This is a genomic window from Streptomyces griseus subsp. griseus (genome assembly GCF_000720255.1).
GTDB classification, from domain to species: Bacteria; Actinomycetota; Actinomycetes; order Streptomycetales; family Streptomycetaceae; genus Streptomyces; species Streptomyces griseus_I.
This window is the reverse complement of record NZ_JOJE01000004.1, coordinates 13,661-32,761: the sequence shown is the minus strand read 5'-3', so window position 1 is coordinate 32,761 and position 19,101 is coordinate 13,661. Positions and strand designations below refer to the sequence as shown.

Here is a 19,101-nt window from a genome sequence, read left to right as displayed (position 1 = left end):
CTGTCCCCGACGACGCCTTCGGCCCCGTCAGCCCTTGACCGCTCCGGCCGTCATGCCCGCCACGATCTGCCGGTTGAAGAACAGGAACATGATCAGCGGCGGGACCGTGATGAGCAGGATGTCCATGAAGAGCAGGTTGTAGCTGGTGTTGTACTGGCTCTGGAAGTTGAACAGGGTCAGCTGGACGGTGGCGTTCTGTTCGCCGGGCAGGAAGTACAGCGGGTTGGTGAAGTCGTTGAAGACGGCCACCGACTGGACGACGATCACGGTCACGATCACCGAGCGCAGCATCGGGAAGATGACCCGGAAGAACAGCCGCAGCGGGGACGCGCCGTCGATGACGGCGGCTTCGTCGAGTTCGCGCGGGATGGTGGCGATGAAGGCGCGGAACAGCAGGATGGAGAAGGACAGGCCGAACGCGATCTCCACCAGGATCAGCCCGGGGAGGCCGCCGAACAGGCCGGCCTTCTGCAGGACCCAGATCGTGGGTACGACCGCCGGTGGGATGATCAGGCCGGACAGGACCAGAAAGTTGATGAGTCCCGTCCACCGGGTGACCCGCCGCTGCAGCACGAAGGCCACCATCGCGCCGAGTACGACCATCGCCGCCACGCTGACCACGGTCAGAATCACGCTGTTGATGAACGCGATGACGAGGATGTAGTCCCGCGCCTCCACCACCTGCACGAGGTTGTCCACCGGTTGGAACCGGCGTGGCCAGGAGAAGTCGAGCTGCGCGGCCTGCTGCGGGTCCTTCACGGCCGTGAGGACTATGAACGCGAACGGGACCACGAAGACGACGACGCTGACGACGACCGACAGTGCGCCGAGCCACGTACGGGCCGGGTTCTTCATCGCTGGACCTCCTTGCGGGCGAGGAAACGGGCCAGCGGGACGACGATCGCCGTCACGACCAGGAACAGGACGACGTTTCCGGCGGTGGACAGGCCGTAGAAGCCGGCCTGGTACTGCTTGTAGATGACGGAGGCGACCACGTCGGAACTGAAGCCCGGTCCGCCGCGGGTCATCGCCCAGATGAGGTCGAAGGACCGCAGGCCGCCGATGAGGGAGAGGATGATGACGGTCGACGTGGCAGGCCAGCTCAGCGGGAGGACGACGTTGCGGAACAGCTGCCACGGTCCCGCGCCGTCGATCTTCGCCGCCTCGTAGTAGTCCTGCGGGATGGACACGATGCCCGCGATGTAGATGACGGTCGCCAGGCCGACGCCCTTCCACACATCGACCAGGGCCACCGAGAACAGGGCGAGCGAGGGGTCCGTCAGCCATCCCGGACCGTCGATGCCCACGGCCGCGAGGGCCTTGTTGATCACACCGTACGAGGGGTCCATGAACGCGGTGAAGGTGATGCCGACGCCCACCGTGCTGACCAGCACCGGGAAGAAAACCACCGAGCGCAGATAACCGCGGGCCCGGATCTGGCTGGTCAGCAGGATGCCCAGGAGGAGACCGAGGACCACCTTGAGGCCCGAGGTGACGACGGCGTAGAGGAAGGTGTTGACGAAGCCCTTGACGAGGGCGGGTTCCTGGAAGAACTCGGTGAAGTTGTCCAGCCCGATGAAGGTCGACTTGAAAATGGTCCACCGGGTCAGGCTGAAGTAGAACGACGCGAAGGTCGGGACGAGGAACAGCGTCCCGTAGATCACCGCGGCGGGCAGGTAGAACCAGTTGGGATAGGTGCCGCGCGTCCTGCCGGACCGGCGCTGCCGGGCTGCCGCCTCATGTGACGTGGCCTTCGGTGGCGTGGTCGGTGCGAGTGTGGTCATCCGTCGACCTCTTTCAGTGCCTCCCCGCGCCCCTGCCGGGGCCGGGGAGGCACGGTTGCGTGTCCTACCAGCCCGACAGCCCGAGCTGCTGGGCCTGCTTCTTGACGTCCTTGTCGTACTGGGCCGCGCCGGACCTGGCGCCGGTGATGCCGGAGCCGACCTGGACGCAGATCTGCTCGAGACTGGGGCCCTTGACAGGCGAGAGGAACTCCAGGGCCGGGCTCTGCGCGTCGTTGGTGAAGTACGACGCGACGTCCTTGGTGATCGTGGGGACGTCCGGCGGCAGGGCGCAGCCCTTGACCAGATACGGTCCGGTCGGCGTCGACGCCTTGGCCTGGGACGTGCAGCCGGCCGGGCTCGCCGCGAACGAGAGGAATTTCTTGACCGCGGTCAGCTTGTCCCCGGCGGTCGACTTCGGGACGTAGAAGGCGTTCGGGAACCACGCGGTCAGGCCGTTGGCCGAGGCGTCGTCACCGGGGAGGGCGAAGAAGCCGATGTCGTTGAGCTGGTCCGGGTTGCTCGTCTTGATCGCGCCGATGACGGTGGACAGCATCGGGTACTGCGCGCCCTTGCCGGTGGCCAGCATCTGCAGGCCCTTGGCGAGGGTGGCCGAGGCGTAGTCCGCGTTCTGGAGCTTCAGGTCGTGGATCTGCTCCAGGTGTTCGAAGCCCTTGACCGCGTTCGTGTCGGTGGCGAACTTCGCCTGGTTGGCGGTGTACTTCTTGGCGAAGTCCGGTTCCGCGGCGGACACGTTGTGGAAGTCGCCCAGCACGAGGAGCTGGGAGGTCCAGGTGTCCTGGTAGGTCTGGATGACCGGGGCGACGCCGGCGGCCTTGATCTTCTTGCTGTTGTCGATGAACTGCGCCCAGGTCGTCGGCACCGTCAGGCCGAGCCGGGCGTAGACCTTCTTGTTGTAGAGGACACCGCCGCCGAGAGCCGGGCCGAAGGGCACGCCGTAGGTCTGGCCGCCGACCGTGACCTGCGGAAGGAAGGACTTGTCGAGCTTGTTGACGTACGGGTCCTTGGTGATCGGCGCGAGGTTTTTCGTTGGGTCGATCTGCTGGAACAGCGAACCGGTGTTGTACGAGAAGACGTCGGCCATGCTGCCGGTCTGCAGCCGGGTCTTGATGAGGTTGTCGCCGTCGGCACCGCCGGGGCGGGTCTCCACGCTGACCCTGATCTTGGGATTCTGGGCCTGGAAGTCCTTCGCCAGCTGCTTGGCGGCCTGGAGGTTGTCGGGCGCGTTGTCGACCATCAGCTTGATCGTCGTCGCGCTGCCGTCCCCGCTGGATGAGCCGAGAGAGCCGGCGCTGCACGCGCTGAGCAGAAGCGGCAGAGCAGCGGCCGCGGCGACCGCCGCCCTTCTCTTGGCGAGAGTCCTTGACCTCATGAGTGTTCCTTCGATCGAGCGGCATTAAATCGTTTCAATCGCTGCCACCGGGTGGGCCGATAACAATTCACTCGGGGGTGGCGGGATCCCCTGGTCACAGTCGGCTGCCTCTGAGACTCTGGGCGGCCCGACTGCGGCGCGGCCGCCCGGAGAGCCCCTGTCTCGGCTTTCAGCTTCGTGTAACGTGCCACACAGGGACGTCCCAAAGGTTGAAGCGAAGAGACCGCAGCCGTCAAGCATCTGCGAGTAACTTTCCGAAACGCCAAATGGGGCAGAGCGGCACATGACAACGGAGGTGGGCGCCCGTATGCGACCGGCAGGCGGCTCGAAGAGGGTCACCATCGCGGATGTGGCGCGCAGCGCCGGCGTCTCCACCTCGGCGGTGTCGAAGGTGCTGACCAATGCCTACGGGGTCAGTCCGGCGATGCGCGAACGGGTGCGGAAGGCCATGGACGAGCTGGGCTACCGCCCGCACGCCGCGGCACGGGGCATGCGGGGGCGCACCTACACGATCGGCATCCTGCTCGCGAGCATCCGCAACGCCTTCTACGCCGACCTGCTGGACGGGGTGAACGGGCGGCTGCGGGACACCGAGTACGCGCTGTTCATCGGCTCCGCCGGCTCCTCCGAAATGGCGGACCAGACACGGCTCATCCACGCCATGGTGGACCGGCAGATGGACGGCCTGATCCTGATCGCGCCCGCCGTACCCCGCACCGAGGTGGTGCGCATCGCGGCCGACGTGCCGACGGTGGTGATCGGCCACCACGACCCCTCGCCGGCGTACGACTGCGTGGTCAACCAGGACGGGCTCGGCGTCGACCTGGTCGTGGACCACCTCGTCGCCCTCGGGCACCGCGACATCGCCCACATATCGCATCCGACGGTGCGGGGCAGCCAATGGGAGCAGCGGCCCGAGCACCATGTCCGGGCCGCCTACGGCGACGCCATGGCACGGCACGGCCTGGCCGACCTGGCCCGGGTGGTGAACTCCGGCTACTCCGACGAGGGCGGCTACCGCGGCGCCATGGAACTGCTCACCTCGCGGCGCCCGCCCACCGCGATCTTCGCCGGCGCCGACGTCGCCGCGACCGGTGTCTTCCGGGCCGCCGCCGAGCTCGGCCTGCGCATCCCCGAGGACCTCTCGCTCGCCGGGTACAACAACACCTCCGTCGCCGCCCTCGCGCCGGTGAGCCTGACCAGCGTCGATCAGGCGGGCGCCATGATGGGCGAGACCGCGGCCCGGCTGCTGCTGGAACGGATCCAGGACCGGCGCGACCGCGCGGTCGTCACGGCTTCGACACCGCACCTGGTGGCCCGCCGCAGCACCGCACCGCCACCCGCCTGAGCCGTCCGCCCCTGGCGAGAGGGCCGCCGCGCGCAGGGGCGGCCGAGCGATCACCGCATCCGCCGATTTTCCGTTCTCCTCTTGACGTTCCGGGGATCGCAAGTCCAGGGTTGAGTCGTTTCAAACGTGGAACGTTCCACACCCTGGAAGGCGAGGAGGCCGCATGAGCCTGGAGCGTCCGGAACCCGACACCGCGGTGGTGTCGATCCGCTTCGAGCACCGGCAGGACGCGCTCGGCATCGGCACGCCCGAGCCCCGCCTGTCGTGGCAGGTCCGCACCGACGACCCCGCCTGGCGGCAGACGGCGTACGAAGTGGAACTGGACGGTGCCACCCGCGTCCGGGTCGACTCGTCCGACCAGGTGCTGGTCCCCTGGCCGTTCGAACCCCTGCCGTCCCGTCGGCGGGCGAGCGTCCGGATCCGGGTGGCCTGCGCGGAGCGGTGGAGCGGCTGGAGCGCGCCCGCCGCCGTGGAGACCGGGCTGCTGCGGTCGCGGGACTGGACCGCCCGCTTCATCAGCCCCCGGGACCACGGCGCCCCGGACGCGCCCGCCCCGGAACTCGTGCGGACGTTCGCGCTGGGTGCGGATGCGGTCTCGGCCCGTCTGTACGCCACCGCTCACGGTGTCTACACCGCGTCCCTGAACGGCGCGCGGGTCGGCGACGAGGTCCTCGCCCCCGGCTGGACCAGCTACCGCCACCGGCTGCGGTACCGGACCCACGATGTGACGGCCCTGCTGAGAAAGGGCGAGAACACCCTTTCGGTCGTGCTCGGCAACGGCTGGTACCGCGGCCACCTCGGCTGGTGGGGGGCCCGCGCGCTGTACGGCGACCGGCTCGCCCTCCTCGCGCAGCTCGAAGTCCGCTACGCCGACGGCTCGGTGGAGGTCTACGGCACCGACGAGGAGTGGCGGGCCCGGGACACCCGGGTCCTCGCCGACGACCTCTACGAAGGTCAGCGCACCGATCTGCGCTTCACGGGGGGTACGGCCGACGGCCCGGTGGACGTGCTTCCCGACGAGGAAGCGGACATGACCCGGCTCGTCGCCCCGGAGGGCCCGCCCGTCCGCGTCACCGAGGTGCTGCCCGCCGCCAAGGTCTGGCAGTCACCATCGGGACGTACCCTCGTCGACTTCGGACAGAACGTCGTCGGCTGGGTACGCCTGCGCCTCCGCGGAACCGAGGCCGGCGGGGAGGTCACCGTCCGGCACGCCGAGGTCCTCGAGGACGGGGAACTGTGCACCAGGCCGCTGCGTACGGCCGGCGCGACCGACACCTACGTCCTGGCCGACGCGGACGAGGCCGTTCTCGAACCGTCGCTCACCTTCCACGGGTTCCGCTACGCCGAGGTCACCGGCGTGCCCGACCTGGCGGCCGACGACGTGCATGCCGTGGTGGTGGGCAGCGACCTGCGCCGCACCGGCTGGTTCTCCTGCTCCGACCCCGATCTGGAGCAGTTCCACGAGAACGTCGTCCGCAGCACGCGGGGCAACTTCCTCGACGTACCCACGGACTGCCCGCAGCGCGACGAGCGGCTCGGCTGGACCGGCGACATCCAGGTCTTCTCCCCCACCGCCGCCTTCCTCTTCGACACGGCGGGCTTTCTGTCCTCCTGGCTCGCCGACCTCGCCGCCGACCAGCACGCCGACGGCGCGGTGCCCTGGGTGGTCCCCGACGTTCTGGACACCGAGACCCCGACCGCGGCGGCCTGGGGTGACGCGGCTCCGGTGGTGCCCTGGGTGCTGCACGAACGCTACGCCGACCTCGGCATCCTCGAACGGCAGTTCACCAGCGCCCGCTCCTGGGTCGACAAGATCGCCTCGCTCACCACCGACGGCGTGTGGTCGGGGGGTTTCCAGTTCGGCGACTGGCTAGACCCCGCCGCGCCACCGGACGACCCGTTCGCCGCCCGTACGCCCCCGGACGTCGTCGCCACCGCGTGTCTGGCCCGGTGCGCCGATGTCGTCGCCCGCACCGCGGAGATACTGGGCCGCGCCGCGGAGGCCGCACGGTACTCCGCGCTCGCCGATCGCACCCGGGAGGCGTTCGCCCACGCCTTCGTCACCCCGGCGGGCCGGATGCTGGGCGACTCGCCGACCGCTTACGCCATGGCCCTGCAATGGAACCTGCTGCCCGCCCCGCGGCAACGCGAGACCGCCGGACGCAGACTCGCCGACCTCGTGCGCACGAGCGGCTTCAGGATCGCCACCGGGTTCGTCGGCACACCCCTGATGACAGACGCGCTCACCACCGCCGGCCGCCCGGACCTGGCCCACCGCCTGCTGCTGGAGAAGGGCTGCCCCTCCTGGCTCTACCCCGTGACGATGGGCGCCACCACCGTCTGGGAACGCTGGGACAGCATGCTGCCCGACGGCACGGTCAACCCCGGGCAGATGACCTCCTTCAACCACTACGCGCTCGGAGCGGTCGCCGACTGGATGCACCGCACGGTGGCGGGACTGGCCCCGGCCGCACCCGGCTACCGCGAGATCCGCGTACGCCCGCTGCCGGACCGCTCGCTCACCCACGCCGGGGCCGTGCATCTGACTCCGTACGGCGAGGCGTCGGTGAGCTGGCGACGTGACGACGGGCTCTTCCACCTGGAGGTGGTCGTGCCCGCGGGAGCGCGCGCGTCCGTCCACCTTCCCGGTTCCGGGCAGCCTCCGGTGACCGTGGCCCACGGCACGCACACGTGGACCAGCGAGGATCCCTGCCTCACCCCGGCGCCGCCGTCCGGACCGGCCACCGTCCGGGACCTGATGGACGACCCCGCCCTCTGGGCACGTACGGTCGGCGTTCTGAGCGGGCACGGCCTGGGCGGAGACTCCCCCCAACTGGCCAGGCGGCTGGGACCGTTCCTGGACCTGCCGGCCCAGAGACTGCCCGCGCTGCTGAACAAGGTCCTCTTCGAAGACGGCGGTGCCGGGGCCGCCGCCGATCTCGAGGCGCTGCTGAGCGGCACGGCGAGCTGACCTCGGCTTGCTCGCGCCCGGCGGTTGCACGGGGCGACGCGGCTCACCGTGTACCGATGTCGTGAGCGGTGCCGTCGGCGACGGCCTGGAGCTTGTCCGGGTTGGCCACGTTGTGGATGGCGACGATGCGGCCGTCGGCTTCGAAGTCGAGGGTGACGGTGGCGATCACGCGTCCCGGCCCGCTGAACACGATGCCCGGCCCACCGTTGATCTCGACGAGTTCGGCTTTCATGTCGGCGGGCTCGATGCCCTGGTAAGTAGTGGTGCCGATGGCCGCGAACCAGGCAGCCACGGTGGTCGCGCCCACGACCGGGCGCAGGGCCTGGCGGACCTTGCCGCCGCCGTCGGTCCACAGCGTGACGTCCGGTGACAGCAGTTCCATCAGGGCGTTGACATCACCGCCGGTCGCGGCGGCGAAGAAGCGCTCGGTGACCTCGCGCTGCCGTGAGCGGTCGGCGGCGAAGCGCGGCCGCCGGGCCCGCACATGCGCGCGGGCCCGGTGCGCGGCCTGCCGCACCGCAGCCTCCGAACGTTCCACGGCCTCGGCGATCTCGGCGTGGCTGAAGTCGAAGACCTCCCTCAGCACGAACACGGCGCGCTCCAGTGGGCTGAGTGTCTCCAGCACCACCAGCACGGCCATCGACACCGACTCCGCGTCCGTGACGGCTTCGGAGGCATCACCGCCGGTGAGGATGGGCTCCGGAAGCCATGGCCCCACGTAGGTCTCCCGCTTGTGCCGGGCCGAGCGCAGCCGTTCCAGCGCCACGTTCGACACGATCCGTGTCAGGTACGCCTTGGGGTCGGCCACCTGCGAGCGGTCCGCGGCGGACCACTTGATCCAGGCGTCCTGGACCGCGTCCTCGGCATCGGCGGCGCTGCCGAGGAGGCGGTAGGCCACCGAGAACAGCAACCGCCGGTGCTCGTGGAAGACCTGTTGGCCAAGGTCGGCGGGGTCGTTGGTCACCGGCCCTCCCGGACACGGGTGAATCTGCCCCCGCGAGGCCAGAACGCGCCCGAGGCGGGCATCTTCTTCATACGGCCGTAGGTCGGCCAGGGGGAGGCGGTCACCGTCTCCTTGTACCGGACGGCCGTACGGCCGGTCAGGCAGATCCGGCGCGGGCTGTCGTCGGGGCGGGTGAACTGCACCACGGCGTCACCGCGTCCCAGGCTCACCGGCGTGTGGTAGTAACCGAAGCGGAACGGCTTGGGCTGCTTGCCCCTGAGCACCCGGTCGATCGACAGCGCGGCGTGCACCCCGGTCGGCATTCCTCCCTGGCAGGTGCCGTGCATGACGCCGTACTCCTGACGGATCGCGGCCGCGTCGCCGATCGCGTACACCTCGGGGTGGGACACCGACCGCAACGCGGTGTCTGTGAGGATGCGTCCGCGTTCGTCGACGGTCAGCCCGGCGGCGGCCGCCAGAGGGGACACCCGCGTACCGCTCGTCCACAGGACCGCGTCGGCGACGATGCTCTCCCCGCCCGCCAGTTCGACCGATTCGGGCAGCACCTTCGCCACCTCGACGCCGGCGCGCACCTCGACGCCCAGCCGGTGGAGCGCGGCGTGCACGTACGCCTTGGCCGTCGGATTCATGGCCGCGCCGGGCTCGGTCCGGCCCAACAGGACGACGTGCAGCTCCGGGTGCCGCTCAGCGATCTCCGCGGCCGATTCGATGCCGGTCAGCCCGCTGCCGCCGACCACCACCGTGCCGCTGCCGAGCCGACCCAGCCGATCGGCCAGCAACTCGGCGTCCTGGGCGCTGTTCAGGGTGTAGGTGTGCTCCTCCGCCCCCGGCACCGCCGATGTGTCGGCCACACCGCCCAACGCGTACACCAAGGTGTCGTAGTGCAGGACCCGGTCGTCGTCGATCCGCACGGTCCTCGCGTTCGCGTCCACCGCCGACACCCAGCCCCGCACGAACCGTGCGCCCGTGCCCTCCAACAGCTCCGGGACACTCAGCTCGACGAGCCGCTGCCCGGTCGCCGTCATGTGCAGCCGCATGCGCTCGGTGAACCGCTCCCGCGCGTTCACCACGGTCACCTGCACGCCCTCGCGCCGCTTCGTCCGGGCCGCGAGCTGGATGGCCGCGGCCATGCCGGCGTACCCCGCTCCCAGGATCACCACGCGGTGCGCGGTCGTCGTGCCGGTCTCCTGCTGTGCGCTCATCGTTCCGTCCTCCTCGGCTCGTGTGCTGACGACCAGCAGATGGGAGCGGGCAGCCGGGGCGTGACATGGACTGGATGTGACGCGCAACACAGAAAAGTTCGGGACGTCGTAGATCGCTGCACGGGTCGGTCAGGACCGCGCCGCTGACCGCCCTGACCTGCCGAGCGGCTTACGGTAACGGACGTACTCGTTCTGCCGCTGAAACCCCACACTCTCGTAAAGATCGTAGGACCGGTTCGGGTTTGCCGTGCCCGTGAACAGCCGGGCGGTCGTGGCACCACGCTCGCGAAGGCTTCGCAGCCCCTCGAGCAGCAGGGCCCGGCCGACTCCGAGGCGTCGGTGGTCCGTCCGGACACTCAGCTCTTCGACCTCGCCGACCGTCCGGTCGTGACGGCGGATGGAGCAGAGGGCGACGCCGACCATGTCCTGCCCGTTCCATGCGGCCCTCCAGCAGGTCGGGTCGGCGGTGTCGACGAAGTCCTGGAAGGACCATTCCTGAGTGAACCGAGTGCCCGCATACGAATCGACGACCGTCCTCCAGGCCGCACGGTAGTGGCCGGTCCCGATCGGCCCGATCCGTATCCCGGCCGGCAGTTCACCGCCCCGCTCGGGCAACTGCTCGAGGTCGCCCAGCTCCAGCTCGACCAGGCTGAAGACTCGTCGATAGCCGGCTTCGAGCAGCAGCGCCGTGGCGTCCTGCTCGGAGACGGCGGCGTTCGCGCCGATCACCGCCGTCCGTGCCGTCCCGTGCCGGTCGACGAGCTGGTGGATCCGCTGTTCGGCCCAGCGGAGCATGGCTGAGCCGACGCCCTGGTGACGGTGCTCGGGCAGGAGGTGGCCGCGGTGCAGATAGAGCCACGTGTCGTCCCGCTCTCGCCACCACCGGATCGTGGAGTAGCCGACGACGCTCGCGTCGTGCACCACCAGGATCTGGTTCTTGGACGGTTCCTCCAGCTTGGCTGAGGCTTCGGCGATCTCGGCCGGTGTCGGGAACCCTTCCACTACGGAATGGGCATCGACGCGGTCGCGTGCAGCACACCCGAGCCGCACCGCTGCCATGGCGTCGTTGTCGTCGCCGCCACGATACGGCCGGAACGCGAAGCCGACCGGTGGGTTCTGTTCTGGCACACCATCCGTCATGACGGCATGATCTCGAACTTCGAGGCAGGACCGCCGCCCAGCGTTGCACAGTCCGCGCTGGTGACCCTGCTGTCAGGTGTGTCGGCCTCACAGGTCGGACATCGTTCACGGAGTGGCTGCCGCCGAGGGGTGCACGGAGGGCCGAGTGAGGCTCTCGGGCCGCAGCAGTGTGTCCAGTTGGGCCGTGGTGAGCAGGCCGGCCTCGGCGGCGAGGTCCTTGATGGTGCGGCCGGTGGCCAGGGCTTGGCGGGCGAGGGTGGTGCTGGCGGCGTAGCCGATGTGCGGGGCGAGCGCGGTCACCAGGCCGACAGAGCGGTGGACCGTGTCACGGAGGTGTTCGCGGTTGGCGGTGATGCCGGCGACGCAGCGGGTGGCCAGGGTGTCGCAGGCCGCACGCAGATGAGCCAGGGAGCGCAACAGGCTGTAGGCGATGACGGGTTCGAAGGCGTTGAGCTGGAGCTGTCCGGCTTCGGCGGCCATGGTGACGGTGAGGTCGTTGCCGATGACCTCGAAGGCGACCTGGTTGACGACTTCGGGAATCACCGGGTTGACCTTGCCGGGCATGATCGACGAACCCGCCTGGACCGGCGGCAGGTTGATCTCGCGGAGTCCGGCGGTGGGACCGGACGAGGTCAGGCGCAGGTCGTTGCAGGTCTTGGAGAGTTTGACGGCGACGCGCTTGAGGACACCGGAGAGCTGCACGAAAGCACCGCAGTCCTGGGTGGCCTCGATGAAGTTCCCGGCGGGCCGGACCGGTTCGGCGCTGATCCGCGCCAGGTGTGCGCAGGCGAGTTCGGCATAGCGGGGGTGACCGTTGATGCCGGTGCCGATGGCGGTGCCGCCGAGGTTGGACTCCAGCAGCAGCGCCGCGGCCTCGGCGAGGCGCTGGCGGTCTTCCTCGATCATGACGGCATAGGTGGTGAACTCCTGGCCCAGCGTCATGGGCACGGCGTCCTGGAGCTGGGTGCGGCCCATCTTGAGGACGTCGGTGAATTCCTCCGCCTTCGCGCTGAAGGTGTCGGCCAGCGCCTTCATGGCGTCGCAGAGCCGGCGCAGTGAGGTGACCAGGGCCAGTCGGACGGCGGTGGGGTAGACGTCGTTGGTGCTCTGGCCGAGGTTGACGTGGTCGAGCGGGTGGATCACGTCGTAGGAGCCGCGCGGGTGACCGAGGCGCTCCAGGGCGCGGTTGGCGATGACCTCGTTCGCGTTCATGTTCGTGGAGGTGCCGGCCCCGCCCTGGACGGGGTCGACGACGAACTGGCCGGTCAGCCGTCCGGCGCGGATGTCCTCGCACGCCTCGATGATCGCTTCGGCGATGTCCGGCGCCAGCAGGCCCAGTTCGCGGTTCGTCTGTGCGGCCGCCTGCTTGACCGCGGCGAGGGACGTGATCAGGTCGGGGAATTGGGCGATGGTCGAGCCGGTGATCGCGAAATTCTCCACGGCGCGCACCGTGTGCACGCCGTAGTAGGCGTCGGCGGGCACCTCCTTGTCTCCCACCAGGTCGTGCTCCATGCGTGTGGCTCGCGCCATCCGATGCTCCTCGTGATCGCGGGCGGACGTCAGCCGGGCTGACGCTGCGGGACTCCTTGACAGGCGGCCGTCCCAGGGCTCAGTGTTACCGCCCAACATGCAGAACGCAATATATTGCATATGGCAGGAGCTTGATGGACACGCCAAACACCCCTCCCACCAGCACGGACGCCTCCGCGGCCCGGCATTCAGGATTTCTGCGGCGCTGTCTGAGGATGCCGATCGGTATCCAGTCGATCATCGCCGTCGGTCTCGGCGCCCTCATCGGATCCTTTGCGCCGCCCGCGGGCGAGCAGATGAAGATCCTCGGGGACGTGTTCCTGAACCTGGTGCAGGTCGTCGTACTTCCGCTGGTCTTCCCGCTCATCGTGCTGGGCATCGCCCGCATGGAGTCGGTCAAGAAGGTCGGCCGGATCGCCGGCAAGGCGATCCTCTACTTCGAGCTCGTCACCACCGTGATCCTGCTCATCGCGGTCGGCCTGGCCAAGTTCACGGGCATCGGCAAGGGCGCGCCCGTCCACGGCGCCGACGCCGACGCCGACGCCGACGACCTGGACGGCCTGAGCCGAGGCATCGACTTCCACGAGCTGGTCCTGCACGCCGTACCGAAGAACATCTTCGCCGCGTTCGGCGAGGGCAACCTGCTCGGCGCGATCGTCTTCGCCCTCCTCGTGGGCGTCGCCATGGCCGCGATCGGAGAGAAGTCCGAGCCCTTCGCCACCGTGCTGGAGTCCGTCGCCGCGGTGATGTTCAAGGTCGTCGGCTACGTCATCCGCGTCGCGCCGCTGGGCGTCCTCGGCTTCATCTCCTACGACGTCGCCCACTACGGCTTCGGCAACCTGCGCAGCCTGCTGGGCTTCATCGCCGTCGTCTACGCGGGCCTGGCGATCGTCGTCGGCGTGCTCTTCCCGCTCATCGCCACGCTGTACCGCATCCACTACGTCGACCTGCTGAAGTCGATCGCCGGGCTGGCCGGGATCGCCTTCGTCACCCGCAGCTCCGAGTCGGTACTGGCCCCGTTGATGGGCAAGCTCGAAGCCTTCGGCGTCAGCCGGTCGACGACCTCCTTCGTCGTCCCCCTCGGCTACTCCTTCAACACCGACGGCTCCGTCCTCTACCAGGCCGCCGCCCTGGTCTTCCTCGCCAACGCCTACGGCGCCGACACGTCCCTGCCCGCGCTGCTGCTCATGGTCGGTGTGCTGGTGATCCTTTCCAAGGGCATGGCCGGGGTCGCCTCCGCGTCCATCGTCGTCCTCATAACCGCCGGAAACTCCATCGGCCTGCCCGCCGAAGGCATCGCGCTGCTCCTCGGCGTGGACTTCATCGTCGACATGGCCCGCACCGGCGTGAACGTCATCGGCAACTCGCTCGCGGCCGCGGTCGTGGACAGCTCCGAGAACCGGCGCGAAGCCAAGCGCGGCGCCCGCGACACCGCTCCCAACCCTGCCGAGCCCGAGGCGACGGCCCTCCAGAAGGAACCCGCACAGTGACCACCCCCACCACCGAGATCATCGGCATCCTCGGCGGCATGGGCCCCGCAGCCACCGCCGACTTCTACGCCAAGCTCGTGGCAACCACTCCCGGCTCCAGCGACCAGGACCACCTCCGCACGGTCATCTGGTCCGATCCCACCATCCCCGACCGCACCGAGGCCCTGCTGGGCGACGGGCCCGACCCCACCCCCTGGCTCCTGGACGGCAGCCGCGTCCTGCGCGAGGCCGGCGCCACCGTCATCGCCATTCCCTGCAACACCGCGCACGCCTTCGTCCCCCGCATAGCCGACCATGTCGGTCTGCCCATCGTCCACATGATCGGCGAGGTCGCCCGACACCTCAGCACCATGAGCCCGCGCATCCACACCGCCGGACTGCTCGCCACCACCGGCACCGTCCGCGCAGGGCTGTACCAGGAGTGGCTGGACCGCTTCGGGATCAGCCTGGTCCTGCCCGAGCACGCCAGCCAGGACGGAGAGGTCATGACGGCCGTCCGAGCGGTGAAAGCCGGTGTCCGCGACGATACGACGAGCGCACTGCTGGCCCGCGCCGTGCAGGGCCTGACCGAGCGGGGTGCGCAGGCGGTGATAGCCGGCTGTACCGAGATCCCGCTCGGGCTTCCCGTGGAGGCGGTGGACGTCCCTCTCATCGACCCGGCGCACGGGACGTGACCGCACGGGACGTGACCGCACGGGACGTGACCGCACGGGACGTGACCGCACGGGACGTGACCGCACGGGACGTGACCGCACGGGACGCATGACTGCACGGGACGCATGACTGCACGGGACGCATGACCGGGCAATGTACTGTACGCAATATGTCACTTGACCGCCCTGTCTCCCGCCGCCTCCTCAGTGACGAGGTGTTCCATCGCCTGCGCGACTCCATCGTGCGTGGCGAACTCGTTCCCGGCGAGAAGGTCAGGGACGGGGAGCTCGCCGAGCGCCTCGGGCTCAGCCGCACTCCGGTGCGCGAGGCGCTCGCCCGGCTCGCCGACATCGGCCTGGTCGAGGCCAAGCCCGGTGTCTACACCCGCATCACCACGCTCAACCGGCGTGACGTGGAGAAGACGCTCGCCGTCCTGCGTTCCCTCGACCAGCTCGCCGTCGAGACCGCCGTGCCGGTCATGACCGAGCAGGACCTGCAGCACATGCGCGAGGCCAACCGCGATTTCGAACGGGCCGTCGCCGCCAACGACACCGACGCCGCCCTGGCCGCGGACGACCGTTTCCACGCCGTTCCCATCACGGCCGCGGACAACCCCGTCCTCAGCCGGATCGTCGAGCAGCTCCACCCGCAGATCCACCGCATCCTCTACCGCAAGTTCTCCACCCTGCTCGGCGGCCGCAACACGATCGAGCACCACGACCAGCTTGTCGAGGTCTGCGCCACCCGCAACGCGCGGACCGCCGCTGAACTGTCCGGACAGCACTGGTCCGAGCTGGGCGGACACATCAACGAGCTGTTCGACACCAACCAGTTCGCCGAGACGGCCATCGGCTAGGACCGGTCCGTCACCTTCGTGTGCGGAGTGTTCCGCGCAGCGGACGGGGAGAGAGAAGTCTCCCCGTCACGGAGGTGAAGGTGGTGGCAGGCTCTCGCGTGACCGGAGAGGGCCGTCAGGACGCGCGGCTGTCGAACCCTTGTCGCGACGCCATGCGCAGTCGTACGTCACCCGAGATGAGTGTGCCCCCGAATGTCATCCTCGGTGGACAGCCGGTCTCGCCAACTGCCCTTTGTCGTGTGGGTCTGGCTGTCGGCACGTTCCTCATGGGCAGCACCGAATTCGTCGTGGCCGGTCTGCTGCCCGAGGTCGCGGACGATCTGGACGTCAGCGTGTCCCGAGCCGGCCTGCTGATCACAGCGTTCGCCGCAGGCATGATCATCGGCCCTCCGGTGATGGCGATCGCGACGCTGCGCCTGCCGCGGCGCTCCACGCTCGTTCTCGCACTCGTCGTGTTCGCCCTCGGCCATGTGGTCGCCGCGCTGAGCTCCGACTTCACCGTCCTGCTCGCATCCCGCGTGATCACCACTCTGGCCACGGGCGCCTTCTGGTGCGTGGCCACGGTCGTGGCGGCGAGCGCGGCAGGGCCGACGGCGACGTCCCGCGCGCTGGGCCTGCTGATGGGGGGCCTGACGGTGGCCAACGTCTTCGGCGTCCCCCTGGGCTCGTGGCTGGGACAGGTGTCCGACTGGCGCGGGCCCATCTGGGTGCTGGCCGCGCTGTCGGCCTGCGCCGCATCGGTCGTCGCCCGTTTCGTCCCCGACGAGCCACGACAGCAACCACCCTCCGTGCGGGCCGAGTTCGCCGCGCTGCGGCAGCGGCGGGTCTGGCTCGTGCTCGGCTTCATCGCCCTGCTCATGGGTGGCGTCCTGGCGACCTACAGCTACATCTCGCCTCTGCTCACCGAGCGTGCGGGCGTGCCTGCCGGGTCCGTGCCCTTGGTTCTGGCCGCCTACGGGGTGGGCGCTGTGCTGGGTACCGCGGCCGGCGGGCGCGTGGGCGACGACCGGCCCCTGGCCACGATGATCGCGTCGGCCGGCCTTGATCCTTGCCGCCGCTGGAGTCCTCCGTGGCCGTCGGGCAACCCTGGGGTGCGCTCGAGCACCTCGCCGCGTTCGGTGTGACGCCGACGAACGAGCGGGTCGTCATCGACGGTCACTACGCGACCGCGGCAGGCGTCTCGGCGGGCATCGAGTTGGCTTTGACCCTCGCTGGTCTCATTGCGGGCGACGACGTGGCGCAGGCCCTTCAACTCCTCATCGAGTACGCGCCGGAGCCGCCATACAACGCAGGATTCCCGGACTCTGCCCCAGCGGAGGCCGTAGAGAAACTGTTCACGCTGTTCCCGCCCAGCTGACGCATGGGGGCTCCAGTCAGATGACAACGGTGCGGCGAACGGGTCCCCCGAGCCCACCTCCCGCACCCATTTGATCGAAGCATGTGGCACCGAACCATGGCGTCCATGCCCTCGCGGCCGCACCGACCGGCCGGAGGACCTCAAAACGAGGGTGCGCGGGCGGCGTTGCGGGGGAGAATGACCGCCATGACGTACGAAGGCTCCTCCATCGACTCGGCCAAGCCCAGCATCGCCCGCGTCTACGACTACCTGCTCGGCGGCAAGGACAACTACGCCGTGGACCGTGAGATAGGCGATGTGTTCAAGCGCGACCTTCCCGGTTCGGTGGCAATCGCCTTCGCCAACCGCGCGGCCCTGACCCGGGCGGTCGGGGAGATCATGAAGACCACCGGTATTCGGCAGTTCATCGACCTGGGCAGTGGCCTGCCGACCGCGGACAACGTCCACCAGGTCGCGCAACGGCACTTTCCCGATTCCCGGGTCGTCTACGTCGACATCGACCCTCAAGTGCTGGTCCACGGCCGCGCACTGCTGGAGAACAACGACCGGACCCGCGTCGTCGCGGTCGATGTGCGCAACCCCGAAGGCATCCACACTCACCCCGACACCCTCGAACTCATCGACTTCGCTCGCCCCGTCGCCGTCATCCTCAGCGCCATCCTCCACCACGTCAACGATGACGAGGACCCGGCCGGCATCGTCCGCTACTGGCGCGACCATGTCCCCTCCGGAAGCCACTTCTTCATCAGTCACTTCCGCTCCGGCAACAACCCGGAGACCGCGGAGGCCGAGAAGGTCCTCCAGCAGACGTTCGGCCGCGGCCGGTGGCGCACGGACGCGGAAATCGCCTCCCTGCTCGACGGCCTGGAGATCCTCGACCCCGGGATCGTCCCCGCGTCCCTGTGGCGTCCCGACGAGACCGACAACCCGTGGAACAACGGCGAAAGACGAGAACTCACGGTCTGGGAACACCTCATCGCCGCCGGACTGGCTCGGAAAGCCTAGATTGTCGCCGCCCAAGTGGTCCGGCCGGGTGCGGGGGTGACCGCCTGGCGGGCAGGGAACGCGATGTGTTCGAGGACCTCCATCATCTGCGGTGCGTCACCCCATGGGCCGGGCGTGCGCAGAAAGGCCATCGGTCGGCATCCGCCTTCACCAGCGAGGTGCAGCCTTCCCTGTGCCACAGGGGCCCACAGGGGCCCACAGGGGCATGGGCCCGTCGTCTCCATCCCGCTCCGGCTACGACTACGGCTGCGGCTAGGTCGGCGTGGCCGACAGCGATGCGGGCCTGAGCGCGGCCGAACTGTCTGCGCTGCGGGAGAACCTCAACGAGCAGCGTGCCTTTCGTCTGGACCAGCTCGCCCAGCTCTGGCAAGGCGCTCCTGGCCGGGCTCAGCGCGCCCGCGAACGGGCTGTGGTCGCCCAGTTGGAGGTCCACATCAAGCTGTGTGCCTCGGCCCGCATGGTCCTCGCTGATGTGGAAGCCGCCCTGGAGCGCATGGATCAGGGTATGTACGGCGTCTGCCGGCAGTGCCGGCGCCCCATCGAGTTGGCGCGGCGAGTCCCTCATGTGTAGCCGCCCGCCTCGTGTCCGGCATCCGGGTGACCATGGCGTCCCTCCGCGCACAGCTTCTCGGGCCCGGGAAAGGGATACATCTGCACCCTTCGGGCGTCCCGGACTCTGACGCGGGCCCAAAAGCTAGGCCCTCCAGCCAGCTGTCAGGTGGACGGACCCGAGCGCGTCGCACTCTCCGTCAGACCGGAAGGCAGCAGCTGTGAAGATCAACATTGTGGGCCCCGGCAACATGGGCCGCGCCATCGCCACCCGTGCCCTTGCCGGCGGCCATGGAGTGCGCGTCGTCCACCCCGACGCCGACCCTGCTCGGGCACTGGCCGAGGAGCTCAGGCAGCGGTTCCCGGACGGCGAGAGCGACTGGGCCGCTTCGGCCGACGCGGCCGATGTCACCGTGCTCGCGCTGTGGTACGACGCGGCATTGCAGTTCGCGAGATCCGCCGGGGCTGCACTGGCCGGGCAGGTCCTGGTGGACATCTGCAACCCCATCGACGTCTCGACCATGGACGGGCGGGTGACACCCCCGGACAGCTCGGCTGCCGAGGAGATCCAGCAGATCGTCGGCACGGACGTGAAGGTCGTCAAGGCGTTCAACACCACCTTCGCCGGCCCGCTGACGACAGGCGAGGGACATGACTTCCCGCTCGACGTCCTGATCGCCGGTGACGACTCCACCGCCAAGGGCAGGATCGCGGAGCTTGTTCGCTCCGGCGCGATGCGTCCGTTCGACGTAGGCCCCCTGCGCAGAGCTCGGGAGCTGGAGGCGATGGGATTTCTGCACATCGCCATCCAGCAGCCTCTCAAGCTGAACTGGCAAAGTTCGATCAAGATCCTGCCCTGAC

The 19,101-nt window shown here is 69.3% G+C and carries 15 protein-coding genes and 3 pseudogenes; 10 read left to right on the top strand and 8 right to left on the bottom strand.

Annotated features, from left to right (window positions below):
- Positions 1–27: 27 nt before the first annotated feature.
- The 3 genes from IG99_RS07385 to IG99_RS07375 all read right to left on the bottom strand — a co-directional run bounded on the left by IG99_RS07385 (position 28) and on the right by IG99_RS07375 (position 3,174).
- On the bottom strand, positions 28–855 hold the full coding sequence (locus tag IG99_RS07385; protein ID WP_037671085.1) for a carbohydrate ABC transporter permease: 828 nt from the start codon (positions 853–855) through the stop codon (positions 28–30).
- Positions 852–1,784 (bottom strand): carbohydrate ABC transporter permease, encoded by a 933-nt coding sequence (locus tag IG99_RS07380; protein ID WP_037671083.1) that lies wholly within the window; start codon positions 1,782–1,784, stop codon positions 852–854. The genes IG99_RS07385 and IG99_RS07380 overlap by 4 nt, the downstream gene beginning before the upstream one ends.
- A gap of 64 nt (positions 1,785–1,848) precedes the next feature.
- Positions 1,849–3,174, bottom strand: a complete 1,326-nt coding sequence (locus IG99_RS07375) for an ABC transporter substrate-binding protein (RefSeq protein ID WP_037671081.1) — start codon at positions 3,172–3,174, stop codon at positions 1,849–1,851.
- A gap of 349 nt (positions 3,175–3,523) precedes the next feature.
- On the opposite strand from IG99_RS07375, the gene IG99_RS07370 reads away from it, so the two are divergent.
- Both IG99_RS07370 and IG99_RS07365 read left to right on the top strand, forming a co-directional pair.
- On the top strand, positions 3,524–4,522 hold the full coding sequence (locus IG99_RS07370) for a LacI family DNA-binding transcriptional regulator (RefSeq protein WP_324606126.1): 999 nt from the start codon (positions 3,524–3,526) through the stop codon (positions 4,520–4,522).
- Between the two features lie 163 nt (positions 4,523–4,685).
- A complete protein-coding gene (locus tag IG99_RS07365) occupies positions 4,686–7,493 on the top strand; it encodes a family 78 glycoside hydrolase catalytic domain (protein ID WP_037671077.1) in 2,808 nt (935 codons plus the stop codon).
- Between the two features lie 43 nt (positions 7,494–7,536).
- On the opposite strand, the gene IG99_RS07360 is transcribed toward IG99_RS07365, so the two are convergent.
- From IG99_RS07360 to IG99_RS07345, 4 genes are all read right to left on the bottom strand, one after another.
- Entirely contained in the window at positions 7,537–8,457 is a 921-nt protein-coding gene (locus tag IG99_RS07360; protein WP_037671076.1) for an RNA polymerase sigma-70 factor, read from the bottom strand.
- The gene (locus IG99_RS07355; protein WP_037671072.1) at positions 8,454–9,659 is read right to left on the bottom strand and encodes an NAD(P)/FAD-dependent oxidoreductase; all 1,206 of its coding nucleotides are present in this window, start codon (positions 9,657–9,659) and stop codon (positions 8,454–8,456) included. Before IG99_RS07355 ends, IG99_RS07360 begins: the two co-directional genes overlap by 4 nt.
- Before the next feature lie 129 nt (positions 9,660–9,788).
- Positions 9,789–10,799, bottom strand: a complete 1,011-nt coding sequence (locus IG99_RS07350; protein ID WP_051865002.1) for a GNAT family N-acetyltransferase — start codon at positions 10,797–10,799, stop codon at positions 9,789–9,791.
- Positions 10,800–10,904: 105 nt separating this feature from the next.
- Positions 10,905–12,329, bottom strand: coding sequence for an aspartate ammonia-lyase (locus IG99_RS07345; RefSeq protein ID WP_037671066.1), 1,425 nt, complete (start codon positions 12,327–12,329; stop codon positions 10,905–10,907).
- Positions 12,330–12,463: 134 nt separating this feature from the next.
- Between IG99_RS07345 and IG99_RS07340 the strand changes: the two genes are divergently transcribed.
- From IG99_RS07340 to IG99_RS07315, 6 genes and pseudogenes are all read left to right on the top strand, one after another.
- Entirely contained in the window at positions 12,464–13,819 is a 1,356-nt protein-coding gene (locus tag IG99_RS07340) for a dicarboxylate/amino acid:cation symporter (protein WP_234311765.1), read from the top strand.
- Positions 13,816–14,493, top strand: coding sequence for a cysteate racemase (gene cuyB / locus IG99_RS07335; protein WP_051864998.1), 678 nt, complete (start codon positions 13,816–13,818; stop codon positions 14,491–14,493). Before IG99_RS07340 ends, cuyB begins: the two co-directional genes overlap by 4 nt.
- 149 nt (positions 14,494–14,642) lie before the next feature.
- Positions 14,643–15,329: a GntR family transcriptional regulator gene (locus IG99_RS07330; RefSeq protein WP_037671063.1), complete on the top strand. Its 687-nt coding sequence runs from the start codon at positions 14,643–14,645 to the stop codon at positions 15,327–15,329.
- A gap of 152 nt (positions 15,330–15,481) precedes the next feature.
- Positions 15,482–16,288 (top strand): annotated as a pseudogene (locus IG99_RS07325) (MFS transporter); the annotation flags it as partial.
- 79 nt (positions 16,289–16,367) lie between these two features.
- Positions 16,368–16,686, top strand: a pseudogene (locus tag IG99_RS07320) (DJ-1/PfpI family protein); the annotation flags it as partial.
- 186 nt (positions 16,687–16,872) lie between these two features.
- Positions 16,873–17,691, top strand: a complete 819-nt coding sequence (locus tag IG99_RS07315) for an SAM-dependent methyltransferase (protein ID WP_037671424.1) — start codon at positions 16,873–16,875, stop codon at positions 17,689–17,691.
- 3 nt (positions 17,692–17,694) lie between these two features.
- On the opposite strand, the pseudogene IG99_RS51925 reads toward IG99_RS07315, so the two are convergent.
- Positions 17,695–17,999: pseudogene (locus IG99_RS51925) on the bottom strand (hypothetical protein); the annotation flags it as partial.
- On the opposite strand from IG99_RS51925, the gene IG99_RS07310 reads away from it, so the two are divergent.
- Entirely contained in the window at positions 17,954–18,262 is a 309-nt protein-coding gene (locus IG99_RS07310; RefSeq protein WP_051864992.1) for a TraR/DksA family transcriptional regulator, read from the top strand. The pseudogene IG99_RS51925 and the gene IG99_RS07310 overlap by 46 nt on opposite strands.
- A gap of 199 nt (positions 18,263–18,461) precedes the next feature.
- A complete protein-coding gene (locus tag IG99_RS07305) occupies positions 18,462–19,100 on the top strand; it encodes an NADPH-dependent F420 reductase (RefSeq protein ID WP_051864991.1) in 639 nt (212 codons plus the stop codon).
- Position 19,101: the final 1 nt, after the last annotated feature.